A 20,736-nucleotide genomic window follows, 5' to 3' on the forward strand; every position below is an offset into this window, starting at 1 on the left:
TTAAAATTTGATCGTAAGATTAACACCAATATCTCTAGTAGTAGGTAATAAACCAATTGATTGACCTACACCTCTAAGACCACCTCCTGTACTTGCTTCAGGATCTGCATATGGCATATTTTTACTAATAATCCAAAGGTTTCTACCTATTAAAGAAACTTTAGCCTCTTGAATAAATGTTCCTGCTAATAAAGATTTAGGAATTGAATAACCAATACTTGCTTCTCTTAATTTAACAAATGATTGATCATAAACAAATCTTTTCTGTGGCATTCTAGCATAACCATCTAATGAACCAAATGCAGATGGATCAGCTGTTACAGTAGTGTTTACATTTCCATTTGGATTAACACCTGACCATACTACACCATTTTCTCTCATGTCTCCAACTGCTGTTTCTGCGTATAGACCAGTTGCAAGACCATAATACATGTCTGTAGAGAAAATATCACCACCATGTCTCATATCAATTAAGAATGAAGCTGAGAAATTTTTATAGCTAAATGAGTTTCTCATACCACCAATCCAATCTGGATTAATGTTTCCGATCACTTGGTTAGCATTTCTTAAATAATAACCAGTAGTAGCACTGATTACAGGCTGACCGTTTAAATAAACATAATCTCTACCAATTAGCGTACCAAAAGCTTTACCTTCTGTAGCGTTTAATGATACACCTCCTTGATATGAATCCATAAGTAGGTTAGTAATATCATTTGTTTCATCGTGATATAATTTCACAACTTTGTTTTCGTTTTTAGACCAGTTTAAATCTAAATTCCATTTAAAATTATTTGTTTTAACTGGCACTAAACCTAACTGAACTTCAATACCTTTATTATCAATCTGTCCTGCATTAATAACTTTTTTAGTATAACCTGTACTCGCAGAAATTGGTAATTCGATAATTTGATTGAATGTTTTTGTTTGATAAGCCGCAATATCTAAAGTAATTCTATTATTGAATAATGAAGCTTCCATACCTACTTCTACCTCTTTTGATCTCTGAGGAAGTAGGTTTTGTTCAGCTAAAGTTAATGGATTTAAATAAATTCCTGTAGGACCTCCAGCTCCATTAAAAATTCCTGCAGAAGTGTATGTATTGGCCAACTTATAAGGAGTAGTAGAACTACCAACTTCTGCATAGTTAGCTCTCACTTTCCAGAAACTTAACCAAGATGGATCTACTAATTTTGATAAAATTAATGCTCCAGTTACAGAAGGATAACCATATACGTTATTTCCTTTTTTAAGGTTAGAGTTTTTATCTACTCTATAGGTTGCATCTAAATAGAAAGTTTGTTTATAGTCAAAAGATGCAGTAGCATATCCACTACTTGTAACGTATCTCCATGCAGTTTCTGCAGGAGCTACCACTGGATTCAAAGAGTTTGATAAAGAATATAACCCTGGAACAACCAATCCTCCTTCAGTAGATGCATAAAGATTATCTCTTGTATTTCTTCTTACGTTACCTCCTACTACACCACTTACATTAATATCATCTGTGATGTTAAATTTATAGTTTGCAAATAAATCGAAGTTTGCTTCAGTATCAGTAAAGTTTTGTCTTGAATAACCAGATGAAACTGCGTTACCAGAAGCTCCAAAACTTTGAGATAAAGAACCAACTGCTAATCTTTGCTCAAGTAACATAGTTAAATAATCGTATGATACTTTACCTGTAATACTCCAATTTTTATTGAATTCGTACTTTAACTGAGCATAACTAAAGTTTCTAGTTCTATCATCAGAGTTAAAGTTTTGATATCTTTGGAAATATGGGTTATTCCAGAAAATAGGGGTTCCATCTCCTGATGAAATTCTGTTCCAAGTTACGTTACTGAATGCAGGACCAAAAGCGTTTAAATTTCTAAAATAAGCATCTTTTTGCTCTAAAACATCTACGTTTACTTGCCACCACTGTCTGAAACCAGAAAGTAAGTTATCACTATATCCTGTTTCATTACGACCAACTGTATTTTGTTTTGTAATAGTTGTATAAACAGTTGAACTTAATTTATCAGTGAAATAGTAATTAAATTTTGCTGATAAAGTGTTTTTCTTTAAATCAGAGTTTGGCATAATACCGTTAGAAATCATATTGTCAAAAGATAAAGCAACATTGTTTTTTGCATCACCTTTTTCTAATGAGATAGTATTCACAAAACTCATAGCAGTTTCAAAGAATTTCACTGGAGTATTTTTAGCAGCTACCCAAGGTCTTGCTTTACCATAGTTAGCAGAAGTTGGGTCAAATGAATCCCAATGATACACTAATAAATTAGGATCAAACTTAGGTCCCCAAGAAGCATCCTCTGCAAAGTTCACATAATAATGACCGTCTGATGCTGGATCTTCAGTATAGAATGATGGATCATACCCACCACCATATTTATTTTGATATTCTGGAAATGTAGATTTATCAACCTTACCTGTTTGAACAGAAGAAGATAATGTTACACCCCAAGATCCATCTTTTTTACCTTTTCCACTTTTTGTAACAATAACAATTACCCCATCAATACCTCTTTCTCCGTATAGTGCAGAAGCAGCAGCTCCTTTAAGAACGTTAATTGAAGCAATGTCTTCCTGATTGATATCAGATAAAAAGTTACCATAATCATAAAACCCAGAAAGAGTATTGTTATTTACAGGAGAACCATCAATAACGATTAATGGAGAACCTCCACCTAGTGACTTATAACCTCTAATTAAAAGGTTAGATGAACCACCAAAGTTATTATTGGTCTGTACTTGTAAACCTGCAACTTTACCTGACAATTGAGAAGCAACGTTACCAGTATTGGTAGTTCCTCCCACTAATTCTTCAGCTTTTACCTCTTGTGAAGCATACCCCAAAGATTTTTTCTCTCTTTTAATACCCAAGGCTGTAACTACTACACCTTCGATATCTTTTGTCCCCGCTGTATCTACTTTTGCTTTTTGAGCGTATGTAACGCTAAATGAAGCAGAAAGAACAACAGCTAAAACGCTTTTTGTTAGTTTCTTCATATCAAATTAAATTTTTCATTGATACAAAAATGCGAAACATTATTAACATATACAAACTTTTTGTTAAAAAAACCCTAAAGAATCGTTAACTTTGTAATGTTTTCAATAACGCAATTGATTTTTTGTTAAAATTTATAGAATTGATAAAAAAATGGTCTGAAAATTATATCGAGGCGGGGTGCGACGAGGTAGGAAGAGGGTGCTTATGTGGCCCTGTAGTGGCTGCAGCAGTGGTTTTAGACGATAATTTTGAGCAAAAATTAGTTAACGACTCAAAAAAACTAAATTTTAAAACTCGTTTAGAATTAGATGATTACATCAAAAACAATGTAAAAGATTATGCAATTGCAGAGCTTTCGCCAGCATTTATTGACCAACATAATATTCTCAACGCAAGTATACATGCCATGCATAATGCGCTGGATAAACTTACAATAAGACCAGAATTAATTTTAGTAGATGGCAATAAATTTCACCCCTATAATTTCATTCCCCATCAGTGTATTGTAAAGGGGGATTCTAAAGTATTATCTATTGCTGCGGCTTCTATTCTTGCTAAAAACTATAGAGACCAACTCATGATTCAGTTGCATGAAGAGTTTCCTGAATACGGTTGGAATAAAAATATGGGGTATGCTACTAAAGTTCACATAGAAGCTTTGAAGAAATTTGGCCCCACGAAATATCACCGACAATCTTTTAGATTAAACTATGATTAAAAACAATAAAAAGTCGGTTAATTTTTAACCGACTTTTATTTATTTTAAACTGAATTATTTTTTATTTGGCTTTTTGCGTTGCTCTTCTTGCATTTTTTGTTGCTCTTGAGCTTTTTCCATCATTTCACGCATACGTTTCTGGAATTTTCCTTCTGGTTTTGGCGCTTTAGATTTATTTTGTTGAATCTGAGCATGAATTTTCTTTTCATCTAAAATCCAATATTTAATCGCAAGGATAATTAATATATTTAAAGCATTCGAAACAAAATAATACCAAGAAAGTCCAGAAGAAGAGGTGTTCAAGAAGAAGAAGAATGTAATTGGGAAAATATACATTATAATTCTCATATCTGGCATTCCTTCTTGCTGTGGTTGTTGCATTTGCCCAGAAGTCATAATTGTATAAATCAAAACTACGATGGTACATGCTACTGCAAAAATACTGATGTGCTCCCCGATTAATGGAATATGGAATGGCAATTTAATTAAATCATCATAAGCAGTAAGGTCATTAGCAAACCAAAATCCTTTTCCTCTCAAGTCAATCATATTCGGGAAGAAACGGAAAAGCGCATAGAAAATAGGAATCTGAACCAGTGCTGGTAAACAGCCTGCCATTTGATTAATTCCAGCTTTTCTGTATATTTCCATAGTCGCTTGTTGACGCTTCATTGCGTTTTCTTGACCTTTAAATTTCTCTGTGACTTCTTCTATTTCCGGCTTTACCACCTTCATCATAGCACTTAATTTGTGCTGCTTAAACATCACTGGAGACAAGATAAGTTTAGTTGCAATAGTCATTAAGAAAATTACCCAACCTGCTGCAATTCCCCAATCTGACAACCAATTATATACTGGCACAAAGAAAATTCTGTTCAAGGTGCCAATGAAACTCCAACCTAGAGGTAATATCGTATCAAATTCTTTCCCTTCAAAAGTTTTAAGCAATGGCAAATCTAATGGCAAGAAATACCATTTGAAATTTTGATTCAATTCATTTCCTGCCAATTTTACCTGACCATCAAAATTGAATTTTTTCAAAAACGCTCCTTTTTCTATTGTTTCTTGAGTTCCTTTAGCGTGTGTGAATCCATTACTAGACTCTATAATTGAAGTGAAAAACTGCTGTTTTACCGCTAGCCAATTTAAGGTTTCTTCTGGCTCTTCAAATCCGTTTGTATCATAATCGGTAGAACCATAATTATCAAAAGCGTAATTAAATTCTGAATGGGTTTGCTCTTGCGAACGCCCTTTTTCCATTCCTCTTACAGTGTAATTCCAATGGAAATCTGCATTTTCGTCTGTAACTATAGCAGATAACCCTTGGGTTCTAACATTAAAATCTAAAGTATAATTATCTAAAAGCTGATACACGTACTGAATTGTTGCACCAGAAACTTGAGCGGTCATGGTAACAGCATTATCTTTTACGCTAGGCACAAAAACTAGATCTTTTGTATTAAAAATCTTTCCCGTTTTGTCTTTAAACTGAAATCCGTAGCTAGAATTATTTTTTTCTATTAAATAAAGTGGCAAATCGTGTTTATCGGTTTTAGCATTATAAGCTTTGTATTGATTAATTTCTACAGACGAAAGCTGCCCTCCTAAACTTACAAATTCTAAGGTAAGCTCTTTATTTTTTACGGTAACATTTTTAATTGTAGCCGCGTTTATTGTAGCATTAATATTGTTAGCAATTGTTTTAGAAGCTACTTTTTGCTCTGTTTTTGCTTTAGCATCTGCTACTTGTTTTTCGTCTGATTGTTTGTTTTGAAAATAAAACATGAAAGCCATCAAGATGGCAGAAAAAATCACAAAACTAATCAGTTGATTTTTATCTAATCCGTTATTCTTTTGCATTACTTTAATTTAAGATTTGAAATTTAAGATTTGAGATTTAATTTTCTCAAATAGCATTCCTTTTTAATTTGGGTGACAAAAATATGAATTTTTTGTCAGATTGTCATTTCTAAAAAATTAAACTCTCAAAAAATGAGAGTTTAAGATTTATTTTTCTGTAGCTGCTTTTACCAAAGCTATAAATAGCGGATGTGGCGTCGCTACAGTACTTTTATATTCTGGATGATACTGAACGCCTATATAAAAAGGATGATCCTTCAATTCTAGCGTTTCTACTAATTTAGTATCTGGATTAATTCCCGAAGCATACAAACCATTTTTCTCAAAAGCCTCTAAGTAATCTGAGTTAAACTCGTAGCGATGACGGTGTCTTTCGGTAATATTTTTGTTTCCGTAGATGTCTATTAATTTAGTATGAGGTTTTAATTGACACTTCCAAGCGCCCAGCCTCATCGTTCCGCCTTTATCTACAATATTTTTTTGCTCATCCATCAAAGAAATGACTGGATTTTTAGTCGTTAAATCAAATTCTGCAGAATTGGCATCTTTTAATCCCAAAACATTTCTCGCAAATTCGATGGTCATAATCTGCATTCCTAAACAAATGCCCAAAAGCGGAATTTTATTTTCTCTAGCAAATTTTGCAGCAAGAATTTTCCCTTCAATTCCTCTATCACCAAAACCTGGAGCGATAAGCATCCCATCAATTCCTTTGAAACTTTCCGCTAAATTTTCTTCGGTTAAATCACCACTGTAAACCCATCTCAGTTTCACTTCAGTATCTTGCGAAGCTCCTGCATGAATAAAGGCTTCGGCAATAGACTTGTAAGAATCTTGAAGCGAAACATATTTTCCAACTAAAGCAATTTCTACTTTTTTCTTAGGATTTTTATATTTTTTGAGGAAGTTTTTCCAATCTTTTAAATCAGATTCTTGATTCACTGGCAACGCCAATTCTTTAAGAACTACCTCATCAAATTTTTGTTTTTGTAATTCTAGCGGAACTTGATAAATCGTTTCTACATCTATACTTTCGATTACATTTTCTGCAGGAACATTACAGAATTGCGCTAACTTAGCTTTAATTTCTTTGGTAATTTTATGCTCTGTTCTGCACACCAAAACATCTGCTTGAATACCACTTTCCATCAATTGTCTTACAGAATGCTGAGAAGGTTTGGTTTTCAATTCGCCACTTGCTGCAAGATAAGGAAGCAAGGTAAGATGAATTACCATAGAATTATTTTCGCCGAGCTCCCATCTTAATTGGCGAACACTTTCTATATAAGGCAGTGATTCTATATCGCCCACTGTTCCGCCAATTTCTGTAATGATGATGTCGTAATTTTCTTTGGCAAGAATTTTTATTCTGCGTTTAATTTCATTAGTAATATGCGGGATTACCTGAACGGTTTTGCCTAGAAAATCTCCTTTTCTTTCTTTTTCTATTACGGTTTGATAGATTTTTCCTGTAGTAACGTTATTATTCTGAGAAGTGGCAGAATCTAGAAATCTTTCGTAGTGACCCAAATCTAGGTCAGTTTCTGCGCCATCTTCAGTTACATAACATTCTCCATGCTCATAAGGATTAAGCGTTCCTGGGTCTATATTAATGTAAGGGTCAAGCTTTTGGATGGTTACAATAAATCCTCGGGATTTTAAAAGCAGGCCAAGAGAAGCCGAAACAATGCCTTTTCCCAAAGACGAAGTTACACCTCCTGTCACAAAGATGTATTTAGTATTCTTTTTACTCATTAGATTAGGTTTGTGCAAAGTTAATGGATTTTGACTAAAGTCCCAAAAAAGAAATTTACAAGCCTAAAGAAAATGCACCCCTAAAAATACGCAAAATGCATTATTTAGGGTTTCAGGCACAACTTTTATCTTTATCGCCACACAAAAACACAACGATGAAAACAAATTTCTACTCTTTAATACTTCTGGTATTAATTAAAATCTGCTATTCACAGAATTTAGGCGACTACAGAACTATTGCCTCTGGAAATTGGGAAGACACATCTAATTGGCAAATATTTACCGCTTCAGGATGGACTGCAACCAATCAGTTCCCGGGCCAAACTAATGGAAACTACACCGTCAATATAAATGACACCCATACGATAACGGTAGGAAATTATACTAACGGTAATAACAGCGGCCCAACTTTGACCAAATCTTACAACATTGGAAACTTGAACATTTTAGGGCAACTTACCTTAAATATTAATTTAGAATTAAATAATACAAGTCATCTTACCCTTGATGCTGGAACGGTACTTTGGAACCAAAATAATGTTTACTTAAAACTAAAACAAAACGCAGAGGTAAAAATCATAAATACTGGAAATAACACCTGCACCAGTAGTAATGGGATAAATGGCTTTGGGTTCATTGGAGGAAACTGTTCCAACCAAACATCATTAATAATAGGGTCAATAACCTATACGAATTGTGCAGGCAGTGGTAATTCTATAGCGGGCACTTTTTGTGATGTAAATCAAGCAGGTGGCACTATGGATGCCACTCCCGTAGCATCTTCTACAAGCATTTGTTACAATGCTAATATTAATAACAGCGTTACCCTTACCGCGAACAGTAACAGTAATATTTCTGAGCCCAAAACATACACTTGGTACTTAGATAGTTTCCCATCAAATTTTTCTGGCTTTTCATCTCAAAATAGCCAGACACTAACCATAAACAATTTAATTCCAGGAACCTACACCTTTAGATTAAAAATAAGCATCACAAAATCTGGAATTACTTACAGTGCTGAAGGGCAGGTTACAATAACCGTTTATCAACCCATCACTCCTGGAAAACTCAATGATATAAATTACTGCAGCAAATACAGCTCTATAAAAACACTTACTTTATCTGAATATTATGGAAATATCATTAAGTGGCAAACCTCCACTGATAAAAATTTTCTAAACAATGTAAATGATATATCAAATAACACCAACACTCTTACTATAGATAATATTACAGACCAAGAGCAATATTATAGAGCTGTTCTAACCAATGGAAGCTGCTCCGGATACTCTGCTGTTGCCACTGTTAAAAATACCTTTACTACATACAATGGTAATTGGAGTAATGGCTTACCAGACCTCACAAAAAAAGCAATATTTTTTAATAGCTACACCTTGGCATCGGATTTAAACGCTTGCTCCATAGAAATAAAAAACAATGCAGAAATTACCATACCAACAGGTAAAAACCTAACCATAGATGGAGAAATCGAATTAAATTCTGGGAATATAATAGTAGAAACAGATGCCAATCTCATTCAGATTAATGAATATTCTAAAAATTTAGGCAACATTTTAGTCAAAAGAAAAGCAACACTCAAAAGATTGGACTACAACAATTGGAGCGCTCCTGTAAGCGGACAAAACCTGAGAAATTTCTCTTCAAACACACTAGAAAACAGATTCTATGTACATAATGAAAGCAATGGTTACTACGACGGCATATTTGTAAAAAACCTATATCCTAACAATAGTGTTAGCCTTACTCCTTTAGAAGATAAAAACACCTATATTTTCGAAAAAGGCAAAGGCTATGTTATTAGATCACCAAACAATTACACCACCAATTTTACAACTTTTGATTGGACTTTCACAGGAAACCCTAATAACGGAATCATTGAAGTTCCTATCCATAAAGACAATCAGGGACTTAATCTCATAGGAAACCCATATCCTTCTAATATAAGCTTTGAAGCTTTTTACCAAGAAAACAGCAATTTAATAGAGCCTATTGCCTATTTCTGGACAAATACTAACCCAAACCCAACCATGATGCAAGGTGCAAGTTATGACGGCTCAAATTATGCTATTAGAAATCTTACCGATGGAGTTCCTGCCTATAATCAAGATATTTCTGAAAGACCTACAGATGCAATTACCATTGGCCAAGGATTTATCATCAGAAAGACAAATTTGGGAAATTCTAATTTAACATTTAACAATCGCATGAGAACCCCAAATAAGGGCAGATTCTTTAATGCAAGAACCATGAACGTTGAATCACATAAATATTGGCTCAAATTAATTACGCCTGCTAAAAATTTCAATACTATATTAATTGGATACGTAAAAGGAGCTACAAACGGCATAGACAAAGGATATGACACAGAAGGCATTCAAAAATCTTCTGATATGTTTTACTCTGTACTGGAGGACAAAAAACTTTTAATACAAGGATTGTCAAATACCTTTAGCACGAATGATAAAATTCAATTAGGCGGTATATTTTATGAGCCTGGTAATTATGAAATTTCTTTGGCACAAGTGGAAGGCGTTTTTAAAAATAATCAAAAAATATATTTAAAAGACAAACAAACAAATACTGTCGCTAATCTTTCTGAAAGTTCTTACAAATTTTATTCAAAATCAGGAGAAATTAATGACCGATTCGAAATTGTCTATAAAACAGACGGAACATTAAGTTCCGTAGATATAAATTCAAATAGAAATACTCTTATTTACGAACAATTAGAAGATATAATCATAGAAAATAAAGCAGAAAAAATAATTTCTTACCAAGTTTTTGACGCTTCTGGAAAACTGTTGTACAGCACAAAATTAAACCAGAACAAAGCAGCTATAAACAAAAATAGATTCCAAAAAGGAGTAGTGTTTTTCAGTGTAAAATTGAATGACAAGACCTTCACAAAATCCTTTTTAATTAAATAAAAAACACCGTTTTAAAACAAAATAAACACTATCTATTAAAAAAATATATAAAAATAATAATATAAGATGATAAAAATCATTTGGTTATAAAAATTTTTTTATCTTTGCAGCGCAAACGAACAACGATGAAAAAATTCTTATCTCATTTTTGATGATAGGGTACTCTCTGGTGGCGCAGTCACAAACTTGTACACCTACCAATCAACTCATGTTTTATCAAGACTTTGAGACAAATCAACCCACTTTACCAGAATCATCTAATGTGGGCTTATCGCACCACATTACTGCAGGTCAGGTTTTCGGAACAAAAGCAATGGCAATTCACAATTCAACAACTGCTCTATCAGGAACATATGGCCCTGTGAATGCTTCTTTTGCTACCGATGTAAAAGTATCAATTAACTTTTTACCAATTCTAGTGGGATACAATGGAAACAAAAATTTTGTCTCATTAGGTGACGATTATCTTAGTGTTTTGGTTTCACTAAACAATGGTCAGACTTGGAGCAGAGAAATCGTAATGTATAGTAATGAAGAAGAATTAAAATATGATTTCAGTTCGATTGTTTCACAATCTTTAACCTATAAAGGAACTGGCCTTTATGACTTAATAGCTTTAACAAGCAACAATAAAGTAAATAAAGTTGAACTTTTATTTCCTAATGGCACAGATTTATCAAAACTTGCTATAAGAGTTGAGGGTTTAATTAACAAAAAGAAAAATGACCCAGACAAACACTGGGTTTTTGATAATATCTTCATTGAAGGAAAATTCGTAGAAACTAAAACTTGGAACGGAAGCACTTGGGTAGCTTTATCTAATCCTAAGAAAACACTTCCTCCAACCAGTACAGAAAAAGTTGTAATAGACGCAAACTACACCACTCAAAACAATGGTAGTTTTACCGCATGTGAATGTACAATTAATTCTGGCAAAACATTAACTATTAATCCAGACACTTATGTTTCTGTTTATAACGACATTACAAACAATGGAATTGTAAATGTTTTGGATGACGCGAATCTCATTCAGGTTAATGACAATGGTAAGTTTACAGGAAACCCTATAAAGGTTAATAGATCAACTAAGCTTAAAAAGAACGAATACAACTATTGGGGCTCACCAGTAAGCAACCAGAATTTATTAAGCTTTTCACCTAGCACTTCTACAAGTGGATTTTACACATATAATGAATCTACAGATCTTTTTGCTAGGGTAACTCCTGGATCAAATAGTTTTGCATCAGCAAAGGGTTACGCTATATTAGCTCCAAGCAATTATACAACGAGTTCTAATACTGTATTTAATGGAACTTTTACAGGAACTCCTAATAACGGAATTCAAACAATACAAATTTCTAAAAACAAGAATGGGAATAATCTAGTTGGAAACCCATACCCATCAAACATCAGTTTCAGAAAACTATACGAAGCCAATAGCTCTATTATTGAGCCTATAGCATATATATGGACCAACACCAACCCTAACCCTACTAAAATGCAAGGGTCTAATTACAGTGGAGCAAATTATGCAATTGTAAATCTATCTGGAGGGATTCCTGCACTTAATTCAACAGACAAACCAACTGAGACTATTTCTGTAGGGCAAGGATTTATTATTAAAAAGTCAAATCCAGGAACTTCAAACTTGGTATTCAATAATAATATGAGAATTTCTACAAAAAGTAAATTCTCAAATGCAAGATTACCTCTTCTAGATCAACCTAAAGTTTGGCTTAAACTTACTACACCTGCACAAAACTTTAACACCACACTTATTGGATATATACAAGGAGCTACTGACGATATTGATAACGGGTATGACACTAAGCCAATGTACAAAACGTCTGACATGTTTTACTCAGTTGTAAACAGTGAAACACTTGTTATTCAAGGAAAAAGCAATAATTTCAGCATTGATGACAAAGTTCAACTGGGTGCAGTGTACTACGAACCTGGAAACTACGAAATATCAATTGCTCAAGTAGAAGGAATTTTTAATGGTGCACAAGATATATATTTAAAAGACAATCAGCTCAACAAGACTGTAAACCTTTCTCAAGGACCATATCACTTCCAAGCAGAAACAGGAGTTGACAACACTCGCTTCGAAATCGTTTACAAAACAGATTCTACTCTTGGAGTAGATAACTTTTCTAAAACTAAAGAAACTGTAGTTTACAAAAGCGCTGAAAACATTATTGTAGAAAATAATTCAAACAAGATTACTTCGGTTCAAGTTTTTGATGCTACAGGGAAATTAGTTGCTTCAGCTAAACCAAATAGCAATCAATTCAGCATTGAAAATTCTAAATTCCAAAAAGGATTAGTAATCTTCAAGATAAGTCTCAATGACAAAATAGAAACTAAAAAATTCTTAGTAAAATAAAATAAAAACTCCCGAAATATTTCGGGAGTTTTTTTATTGGTATTCATTTCTTTTTCCTTTCAAAAATTCTGTAAATTGCAACATCATTTATCAATTATAAATCTGTGGCAAAAATAAAAACTGCATACTATTGTCAGAAATGTGGAACGCAATATCCGCAATGGCACGGACAATGCAAAAACTGTGGAGAATGGAATACCCTAGTAGAAGAAATCGTAGAAAAAAAATCTTCTCATTATGACATTCTAGGAAGCGGGAAACAAAAAATCATTAACATTACCGAAGTAGAAACAGGAACAGAAATTCGTCTGAAAACCGTTTCAGAGGAACTAAACCGTGTTTTAGGAGGCGGAATTGTTCTAGGCTCTGTTATCCTCATCGGTGGCGAACCTGGAATTGGTAAATCTACGCTCCTACTCCAGCTTGCCTTGAAAATGAAGAAGAAAATTCTGTATGTTTCTGGTGAAGAAAGTGCTTCGCAAATTAAAATGCGTGCCGACAGAATTACTGACATTCAAAACCCAAACTGTTTCCTCTATACCGAAACTTCTATCGAAAAAATCTTGATGGAAGCCAAAAATCTACAGCCAGATTTGATGATTGTAGACTCTATTCAAACTCTACAATCACAATTGCTCGAAAGTGCTGCAGGAACCGTTTCACAGATTAGAGAATGTTCTGGAGAATTGATAAAATTTGCCAAAGAAAAAAACATTCCTGTTATTTTGGTTGGTCACATTACCAAAGACGGACAAATTGCCGGGCCAAAAGTTTTGGAACACATGGTAGATGTAGTTCTTAATTTTGACGGAGACAGAAATCACCTTTTTAGATTGCTAAGAGCTCAGAAAAACCGTTTTGGCTCTACTCAAGAAATAGGTATTTATGAAATGGTGACTCAAGGTTTAAAAGAAATTAAAAATCCATCGGAAATCTTAATCACCAAAAAATTTGAAGAACTTTCTGGGAATGCAGTTGCCGTCACTATAGAAGGAAACAGACCCATGCTTTTAGAAATTCAGGCTTTGGTTTCTACTGCCGTTTACGGAACTCCGCAACGCAGTTGTACTGGTTTTGATAGCAAAAGACTGAACATGCTTCTTGCTGTTTTAGAAAAACGTGCTGGTTTTATGTTGGGCGCAAAAGACGTCTTCCTCAATATTACCGGTGGAATAAAAACTGATGATCCAGCCCTTGACTTGGCGGTAATTGCAGCAGTATTAAGCAGTAACGATGATTTATCCATTTCAGAAAAATATTGTTTTGCTGGTGAAATAGGTTTGAGTGGAGAAATTAGACCCATTCCTCAAATTGAACAAAGAATTTCTGAAGCAGAAAAACTAGGCTACGAAAAGATTTTTGTATCAAATCTCAACAAAATTCCTAAAAGAAAATTCGGAATTAGAATAGAAGAAGTAAGTAAAATAGAAGAGTTCCACGAAAAACTTTTTTAAAGAACACTAAAAATTTATTTTGCTATTTTGAGCATTATTTTTTCTTTTTTTCAACTCAATAATTTTCATTAAATTTGAAAAAAGGGCGAATAATTAAATTTTCGCTTCTAAATTTTTTAGATTAAATGAATTTCCTTGCACATACTTACCTTTCTTTTACCGACGAGCAAATCGTGGGGAATTTGATTGGTGATTTCATTAAAAATAAAAGTCGAGATCACTTATCAGAAGGGATTCAGCAAGGAATTACGTTGCATAGAGCTATTGATGCTTTTACAGATGTTCACCCAAAAGTTTTAGAAGCAAAAACTGTTTTCCAACCAATTGTGAGGTTGTATTCTGGTGCTTTTGTAGATGTGGTTTTTGATTATTTTTTAGCCAATGATAAAAATGTAAAATCTGACAAAGAATGGCGTGATTTTACCGCTCATGTTTATCAAGTTCTCAATAAGCACGAAGCTATCTTACCTGAAAATTTCAGAAAAGTCCTTCCTAGAATGGAAAAAGACAATTGGCTCTATAATTATCGTTTTGATTGGGGAATGGAATACAGCATTAATAATGTATTGAATAAAGCAAAATATCTGGACAATTCTATTCCTGTGTATGGTTTTTTCCAGCATCACAAAGAGTTTTTGCGCTCTTGCTACGAAGAATTTTTTCCAGACTTACAACAGTTCTGTATTTCCCTGAATGATAATTTTAAAACATCTGATACAGATATCGATCCGGATAGTTTAGTTTAGAACTTTTTCTTTCGCCATTTACAATAATGTGTACAATATTCATTTGATCATCAAAAAAACTGTACAATAGACTCACTGCCGTTTCTACTTTTTTTGGCATTTCTGTCGCTTCAGATTCTAGATAAACATTGACAGATTCTTTATCTTCTTCAAAACCTAAATAATTGATTTTTAGAAATTTATTATTTGATTTCAATTTAAAATATTCTGCAAAATAATTTTCTAGAGCTTGGTCTAATCCTGCTTTACTTTTTTCCTCACCAAAATGTAACGTTTTATTATACTTGGCATTAAGACTATTTTCTAAATCGTCTAAGAAAAATTTGGCAGAAATCTCAAAAGTTTTGGTTTTTGTATTATAATTAATTTCCACCGAACCTACGTGATAAGGATGAATAGGTTTTGCTGAAACTAAAAAAGCCAGTAAAAAAGTAAAAAGTAAGAAGATTTTTTTCATGCGTTTATTATTTCAAAATCTGTTCCGAAATTAATGATTATTTTCGTAACTCAAATTTTAAAACATGCAAGATTTTTTATTTTATCTACAACTAGGTTGGGAACACATCATTTCAAAAGACGCTCTAGATCATCAATTATTCATTTTGGCGCTCATTGCTATTTTCAGTTTTAGAGATTGGAAAAAAGTTTTAATTCTAGTAACTGCATTTACGATTGGGCACTCTTTAACATTGGTTTTAAGCGCATTAGACGTGTTCAGATTTCCTTCTGATTGGGTAGAATTTTTAATTCCTTGCACTATAGTTTTCACGGCTTTAGACAACATTATTTTTTCAAAAAATGAGAAAAAACTAATACAACTTAATTATTATTTAGCATTATTATTCGGTTTAATTCACGGAATGGGTTTTGCCAATTCTGTAAGAATGATGCTCGCAAGTGAACAAGACATTACTTTACCCTTGTTTGGATTTAATGTTGGACTTGAATTAGGGCAAATTGTAGTCGTAGCCATCGCACTATTCATACATTATATTTTCTCAGAGATTTTAAAGCTTTCTAATAAAATTTGGATTTACATTATATCTGTTCCCATCTTCATTTTCGCTCTAAAAATGGCATTAGAAAGGGTTCCATAACCAATTTTATCTGCATAAAACAATAATAACAGTTATTTTTCATAAAAAAAACATGCTTAATTGTAACAAATTTTTATATTTGTTAACAAATCAATAAAATTTAAAAATTTATAATGAAAAAAGTTCTAAGTATTTTTGTTTTTCTTTACGCTTTCGTAAGTACTTCTGCCCAAAATCACCAGAATAATCCTGGGAGCAATCATGGGAATAAATTCGAACAATTAGGTACTATTTTACCTACGCCAAACAGTTACAGAACCGCTTCTGGAGCACCTGGCCATGAATATTGGCAACAACGTGCTGATTATGAAATCAACGCTTATTTAGATGAGGAAAAGCTTAACTTAAAAGGTTCAGAAACAATTACTTATTACAACAACTCACCAGACGAATTAGAATATCTTTGGTTACAATTAGATGAAAATGACACGAGCAACACTAAAGATGCTGGTTATCAATCTTCTTCTACTCTAGCTAAACAAATTTCATCTGATAGATTAAAAGCTACTGAATTACCCGTAAAAGATAATGGCTTTGGGATTAATTTAGAAAAAGTAACTGATGCTAATGGTAATGCGCTTGCTTATGTGGTAAATAAGACCATGATGAGAATAGATTTACCTAAAAAACTAAAAAAAGGTGAAATTTTTAAATTTAAAATTGACTGGAATTATAACATTCCTGACAGAATAAAACAAGGAGGAAGAGGCGGTTATGAATTCTTCCCAGAAGATGGTAATCACCTTTTTACCATGACACAATGGTATCCTAGACTTTGTGTGTATTCGGACAATCAAGGTTGGCAAAATCACCAATTTACAGGTCGTGGAGAATTCACCCTTACTTTTGGAAATTTCAAAGTAAATATGAATGTTCCTGCTGATCATATTGTAGCTTCTACAGGTTCTGGAAAAAATTTCTCAGAAGTTTTAACCGCAGAACAGTTTGCAAGATGGCAAAAAGCTCAAAACACTAAAGAACCTATAGAAATTGTTACACTAGACGAAGCTAAAAAAGCAGAAAAATCTAAATCAAAAAACAGAAAAACTTGGACTTTCGAAGCAGAAAATGTAAGAGATTTCGCATGGACGTCTTCTAGAAAATTCATTTGGGACGCAATGCCTCAATTGATTGAAGAAAATAACAATAAGGTAATGTGTATGAGTCTTTATCCTAAAGAAGCATACAATTTATACAGAAAATATTCTACTAAAGCTGTAGCTCATACGATTAAAACGTATTCAGAATTCACGATTCCATATCCATATCCTGTAGCACAATCTATAGAAGCGTCAAACGGTATGGAATATCCTATGATTTGTTTCAACTATGGTAGAACAGAAAAAGACGGAACCTATTCAGAAGGAATTAAAAACGGAATGATTGGAGTAATTATCCACGAAGTAGGACATAATTTCTTCCCGATGATTATCAATTCAGACGAGAGACAATGGTCTTGGATGGATGAAGGCCTTAATACCTTCGTAGAATATCTTACCGAAGAACTTTGGGACAATAAATTCCCTTCAAGAAGAGGACCAGCTCACACCATTGTGAACTACATGAAATTGCCAAAAGATCAATTAGAGCCTATTATGACCAATTCTGAAAACATTATTCATTTCGGCCCTAATGCTTACGCAAAACCTGCAACTGGTCTTAATATTTTGAGAGAAACCATCATGGGAAGAGAACTTTTTGACAAAGCTTTCAAAACGTATTCTAAGAGATGGGCATTCAGACATCCTGAACCTGCAGATTTATTCAGAACTATGGAAGATGCGTCTGGAGAAGATTTAGATTGGTTCTGGAGAGGATGGTTCTACAGCACAGATGCAGTAGACATAGCCATAGACAAAGTTACTGTTGCAACTCCAGATTTTGATGGACAACCACAAGCTAGAGATTTTAAATATAAAGTAGACGAACCACAAGTAAATGATTTCGAAGATATTTCTAAAATCAGAAATAAAGAGGACAAAAAAATTACTTTCAAAACTGATGAAGATCAATCTTTAAGAGACTTCTATTGGAGATATGCAAGAGGTTTAGAAAAAGTAGACGCTCAAAAAGAATACACCATAAAAGGTGAAGCTCCGAAAAATCTTGACACTAAAGAAAGAGAAAACCTAAAAAATATCACAGGTTACCAAATTGATTTCGCAAACAAAGGAGGAATGGTAATGCCTCTTATTTTAGAATTCACTTTCGAAGATGGAACTAAATTAAACGATAAAATCCCAGCGCAAATCTGGAGACATGACGAGAAAAAAGTTTCTAAAACATACTATTTTGACAAAAAATTAAAGTCAATTCAATTAGACCCAATGTTAGAAACTGCCGATATTGATACAACTAATAACCTATGGACTGCTGATAAAGTTACACCAGAAGGCACTTCTAAATTCCAAGTGTTCAAACAGAACCAAGAAAACAGAAGAAGAGGAGCTGCTGCTGGAATGGTAAACCCAATGCAAGCCGCAGGAAAGAAAAATTAAATCTTAAATAATTGATATAACCCTGAAGCCACTCACAAAATTGAGTGGCTTTTTTCTGCCAAAATTTCACTTCATTTTGAGAAAATCTGCCAAATTATCTTTCAATTTTGAATTTATAATGAAGAATTACTATTGGCACAGAATTGGAGAATTCCATCACAGAAAATTTAAAAATAATTATACATATGTCAGTAAATTTTAAACCATTAGCAGACAGAGTTTTAGTAGAACCTGTACAAGCAGAAACTAAAACAGCTTCAGGAATCATCATCCCTGATACCGCAAAAGAAAAACCACAAGAAGGAACTGTAGTTGCTGTTGGCAACGGAAAACCAGACGAACCTATGACAGTAAAAGTTGGTGATAGAGTTCTTTACGGTAAATATACCGGTTCAGAATTAAAACTAGACGGTAAAGATTATTTAATTGTAAGAGAAGGTGATTTATTAGGAATCATTGGCTAATCCAAGAATCAAGAAATTTTAAAAAATTTAAAAGTCTAGGCTCTTGTGTCTAGTATCTTAAAATCTAAAAATTATGGCAAAAGAAATTAAATTCGATATTGAATCAAGAGACGCCCTAAAAAGAGGTGTTGATGCATTAGCAAATGCAGTAAAAGTAACTTTAGGTCCTAAAGGTAGAAACGTAGTGATAGAAAAAGCTTTCGGTGCTCCTCACGTAACCAAAGACGGTGTTTCTGTAGCAAAAGAAATTGAGCTAGAAGACAAAGTAGAAAACATGGGTGCACAAATGGTAAAAGAAGTAGCTTCTAAAACCAATGACATCGCTGGTGATGGTACTACTACCGCTACTGTTTTGGCTCAGGCTATCGTAAGAGAAGGTCTTAAAAACGTAGCTGCTGGTGCTAATCCTATGGATTTAAAAAGAGGAATCGACAAAGCGGTAACTGCTGTTGTGGAAAACCTTAAATCTCAATCTCAATCTGTAGGTGATTCTGCTGAAAAAATAAGACAAGTAGCTTCTATTTCTGCAAATAATGACGATACTATCGGTTCATTAATCGCTGAAGCTTTCTCTAAAGTAGGGAAAGAAGGTGTAATTACTGTAGAAGAAGCAAAAGGTACTGATACTACTGTAGATGTAGTAGAAGGTATGCAATTCGATAGAGGTTACCAATCTCCATATTTCGTAACGAATGCTGAGAAAATGGTTGCTGAATTAGACAATCCTTATATTCTTTTGGTTGAGAAAAAAATCTCTTCTATGAAAGAATTATTGCCAGTTCTAGAACCAGTTGCTCAACAAGGAAAATCTCTTTTAATTATTTCTGAAGAAGTAGAAGGCGAAGCTTTAGCAACTTTAGTAGTAAACAAATTAAGAGGTTCTCTTAAAATTGCTGCCGTTAAAGCTCCAGGTTTCGGAGACAGAAGAAAAGCAATGTTAGAAGATATTGCCATCTTAACTGGTGGACAAGTAGTTTCTGAAGAAAGAGGCTTCAATATGGACAATGTTACGATTGAAATGTTAGGTAGAGCAGAAAAAGTAACTATCGACAAAGACAATACAACCATCGTAAACGGTGCTGGTAACGAAGAAGAAATCAAAGGTAGAGTAAACCAAATCAAAGCTCAAATGGAATCTACTACTTCTGATTATGATAAAGAAAAACTTCAAGAAAGATTGGCTAAATTAGCTGGTGGAGTTGCTGTACTTTACGTAGGTGCTGCTTCTGAGGTGGAAATGAAAGAGAAAAAAGACAGAGTTGATGATGCACTTCACGCAACTAGAGCAGCTGTAGAAGAAGGAATTGTAGCAGGTGGTGGTGTTGCTTTAGTAAGAGCAATTTCTGCACTAGATAACCTTTCTGGAGCGAATCAAGATGAATCTACAGGTATCAAAATCGTAAAAAGAGCGATTGAAGAACCACTAAGACAAATCGTAGCAAATGCAGGTGGTGAAGGTTCTGTAATCGTAGCTAAAGTAGCAGAAGGAAGCGGAGATTTCGGTTACAATGCTAAATCTGACGAGTATGTAAACATGCTAGAAGCTGGTATTATAGACCCAACTAAAGTAACTAGAGTTGCCTTAGAAAACGCTGCATCTGTATCTGGAATGCTATTAACTACAGAATGTGTAATCACAGAAGTTCCAAGACCTGAAGCTGCAATGCCACCAATGGGAGGCGGAATGCCAGGAATGATGTAATAGCAATTCGCTAAAACAATAAATTTTAAAATCCGTTCAATTTTTTTGGACGGATTTTTTATTTCAAAAATTTTTCAGGAAATTAGACC

Annotated in this window: 13 protein-coding genes; 9 read left to right on the forward strand and 4 right to left on the reverse strand. The window is 33.7% G+C overall.

Annotated elements, in window-relative coordinates; all coding sequences use genetic code 11:
• Positions 1-3,015 carry a SusC/RagA family TonB-linked outer membrane protein gene (locus N7277_RS01795; RefSeq protein WP_274780066.1) on the reverse strand — a complete coding sequence of 1,005 codons (3,015 nt, stop codon included), beginning with the start codon at positions 3,013-3,015 and terminating at the stop codon, positions 1-3.
• Positions 3,016-3,149: 134 nt separating this feature from the next.
• On the opposite strand from N7277_RS01795, the gene N7277_RS01800 reads away from it, so the two are divergent.
• A complete protein-coding gene (locus N7277_RS01800; protein ID WP_274780785.1) occupies positions 3,150-3,734 on the forward strand; it encodes a ribonuclease HII in 585 nt (194 codons plus the stop codon).
• A 54-nt stretch (positions 3,735-3,788) separates the two neighbouring features.
• Here the strand turns inward: N7277_RS01800 and yidC are convergent, their stop codons facing one another.
• On the reverse strand, positions 3,789-5,594 hold the full coding sequence (gene yidC, locus N7277_RS01805) for a membrane protein insertase YidC (RefSeq protein WP_274780067.1): 1,806 nt from the start codon (positions 5,592-5,594) through the stop codon (positions 3,789-3,791).
• 147 nt (positions 5,595-5,741) lie between these two features.
• Positions 5,742-7,349 carry a CTP synthase gene (locus N7277_RS01810; protein WP_274780068.1) on the reverse strand — a complete coding sequence of 536 codons (1,608 nt, stop codon included), beginning with the start codon at positions 7,347-7,349 and terminating at the stop codon, positions 5,742-5,744.
• Between the two features lie 155 nt (positions 7,350-7,504).
• Here N7277_RS01810 and N7277_RS01815 point away from each other — a divergent pair, with 155 nt between their 5' ends.
• From N7277_RS01815 to N7277_RS01830, 4 genes are all read left to right on the forward strand, one after another.
• Entirely contained in the window at positions 7,505-10,297 is a 2,793-nt protein-coding gene (locus N7277_RS01815; protein ID WP_274780069.1) for a T9SS type A sorting domain-containing protein, read from the forward strand.
• Positions 10,298-10,448: 151 nt separating this feature from the next.
• On the forward strand, positions 10,449-12,686 hold the full coding sequence (locus N7277_RS01820) for a T9SS type A sorting domain-containing protein (RefSeq protein ID WP_274780070.1): 2,238 nt from the start codon (positions 10,449-10,451) through the stop codon (positions 12,684-12,686).
• Between the two features lie 104 nt (positions 12,687-12,790).
• Positions 12,791-14,140 carry a DNA repair protein RadA gene (gene radA / locus N7277_RS01825; RefSeq protein ID WP_274780071.1) on the forward strand — a complete coding sequence of 450 codons (1,350 nt, stop codon included), beginning with the start codon at positions 12,791-12,793 and terminating at the stop codon, positions 14,138-14,140.
• Between the two features lie 125 nt (positions 14,141-14,265).
• Positions 14,266-14,886, forward strand: coding sequence for an acyl carrier protein phosphodiesterase (locus tag N7277_RS01830; RefSeq protein WP_274780072.1), 621 nt, complete (start codon positions 14,266-14,268; stop codon positions 14,884-14,886).
• On the opposite strand, the gene N7277_RS01835 is transcribed toward N7277_RS01830, so the two are convergent.
• Positions 14,843-15,343, reverse strand: coding sequence for a DUF6702 family protein (locus tag N7277_RS01835; RefSeq protein WP_274780073.1), 501 nt, complete (start codon positions 15,341-15,343; stop codon positions 14,843-14,845). The two genes, N7277_RS01830 and N7277_RS01835, sit on opposite strands and share 44 nt — an antisense overlap.
• A gap of 64 nt (positions 15,344-15,407) precedes the next feature.
• Between N7277_RS01835 and N7277_RS01840 the strand changes: the two genes are divergently transcribed.
• From N7277_RS01840 to groL, 4 genes are all read left to right on the forward strand, one after another.
• A complete protein-coding gene (locus tag N7277_RS01840) occupies positions 15,408-15,983 on the forward strand; it encodes a HupE/UreJ family protein (protein ID WP_274780074.1) in 576 nt (191 codons plus the stop codon).
• Positions 15,984-16,096: 113 nt separating this feature from the next.
• Positions 16,097-18,481: a M1 family metallopeptidase gene (locus N7277_RS01845; protein WP_274780075.1), complete on the forward strand. Its 2,385-nt coding sequence runs from the start codon at positions 16,097-16,099 to the stop codon at positions 18,479-18,481.
• Positions 18,482-18,666: 185 nt separating this feature from the next.
• Positions 18,667-18,945, forward strand: coding sequence for a co-chaperone GroES (locus N7277_RS01850; protein WP_274780076.1), 279 nt, complete (start codon positions 18,667-18,669; stop codon positions 18,943-18,945).
• A gap of 73 nt (positions 18,946-19,018) precedes the next feature.
• Entirely contained in the window at positions 19,019-20,647 is a 1,629-nt protein-coding gene (groL, locus tag N7277_RS01855; RefSeq protein ID WP_274780077.1) for a chaperonin GroEL, read from the forward strand.
• Positions 20,648-20,736 lie beyond the last annotated feature (89 nt).

It is taken from the genome of Cloacibacterium sp. TD35, from assembly GCF_028864635.1.
Taxonomy (GTDB): domain Bacteria; phylum Bacteroidota; class Bacteroidia; order Flavobacteriales; family Weeksellaceae; genus Cloacibacterium.

What these genes read in the sequence shown, in the direction of transcription:
- N7277_RS01820 (WP_274780070.1), top strand. Translation starts at nt 10,449, where the DNA reads ATGATAGGGTACTCTCTGGTGGCGCAGTCACAAACTTGTACACCTACC.
- N7277_RS01795 (WP_274780066.1), bottom strand. Translation starts at nt 3,015, where the DNA reads ATGAAGAAACTAACAAAAAGCGTTTTAGCTGTTGTTCTTTCTGCTTCA.
- N7277_RS01845 (WP_274780075.1), top strand. Translation starts at nt 16,097, where the DNA reads ATGAAAAAAGTTCTAAGTATTTTTGTTTTTCTTTACGCTTTCGTAAGT.
- N7277_RS01835 (WP_274780073.1), bottom strand. Translation starts at nt 15,343, where the DNA reads ATGAAAAAAATCTTCTTACTTTTTACTTTTTTACTGGCTTTTTTAGTT.
- N7277_RS01840 (WP_274780074.1), top strand. Translation starts at nt 15,408, where the DNA reads ATGCAAGATTTTTTATTTTATCTACAACTAGGTTGGGAACACATCATT.
- N7277_RS01830 (WP_274780072.1), top strand. Translation starts at nt 14,266, where the DNA reads ATGAATTTCCTTGCACATACTTACCTTTCTTTTACCGACGAGCAAATC.
- N7277_RS01815 (WP_274780069.1), top strand. Translation starts at nt 7,505, where the DNA reads ATGAAAACAAATTTCTACTCTTTAATACTTCTGGTATTAATTAAAATC.
- N7277_RS01850 (WP_274780076.1), top strand. Translation starts at nt 18,667, where the DNA reads ATGTCAGTAAATTTTAAACCATTAGCAGACAGAGTTTTAGTAGAACCT.
- N7277_RS01810 (WP_274780068.1), bottom strand. Translation starts at nt 7,349, where the DNA reads ATGAGTAAAAAGAATACTAAATACATCTTTGTGACAGGAGGTGTAACT.
- yidC (WP_274780067.1), bottom strand. Translation starts at nt 5,594, where the DNA reads ATGCAAAAGAATAACGGATTAGATAAAAATCAACTGATTAGTTTTGTG.
- groL (WP_274780077.1), top strand. Translation starts at nt 19,019, where the DNA reads ATGGCAAAAGAAATTAAATTCGATATTGAATCAAGAGACGCCCTAAAA.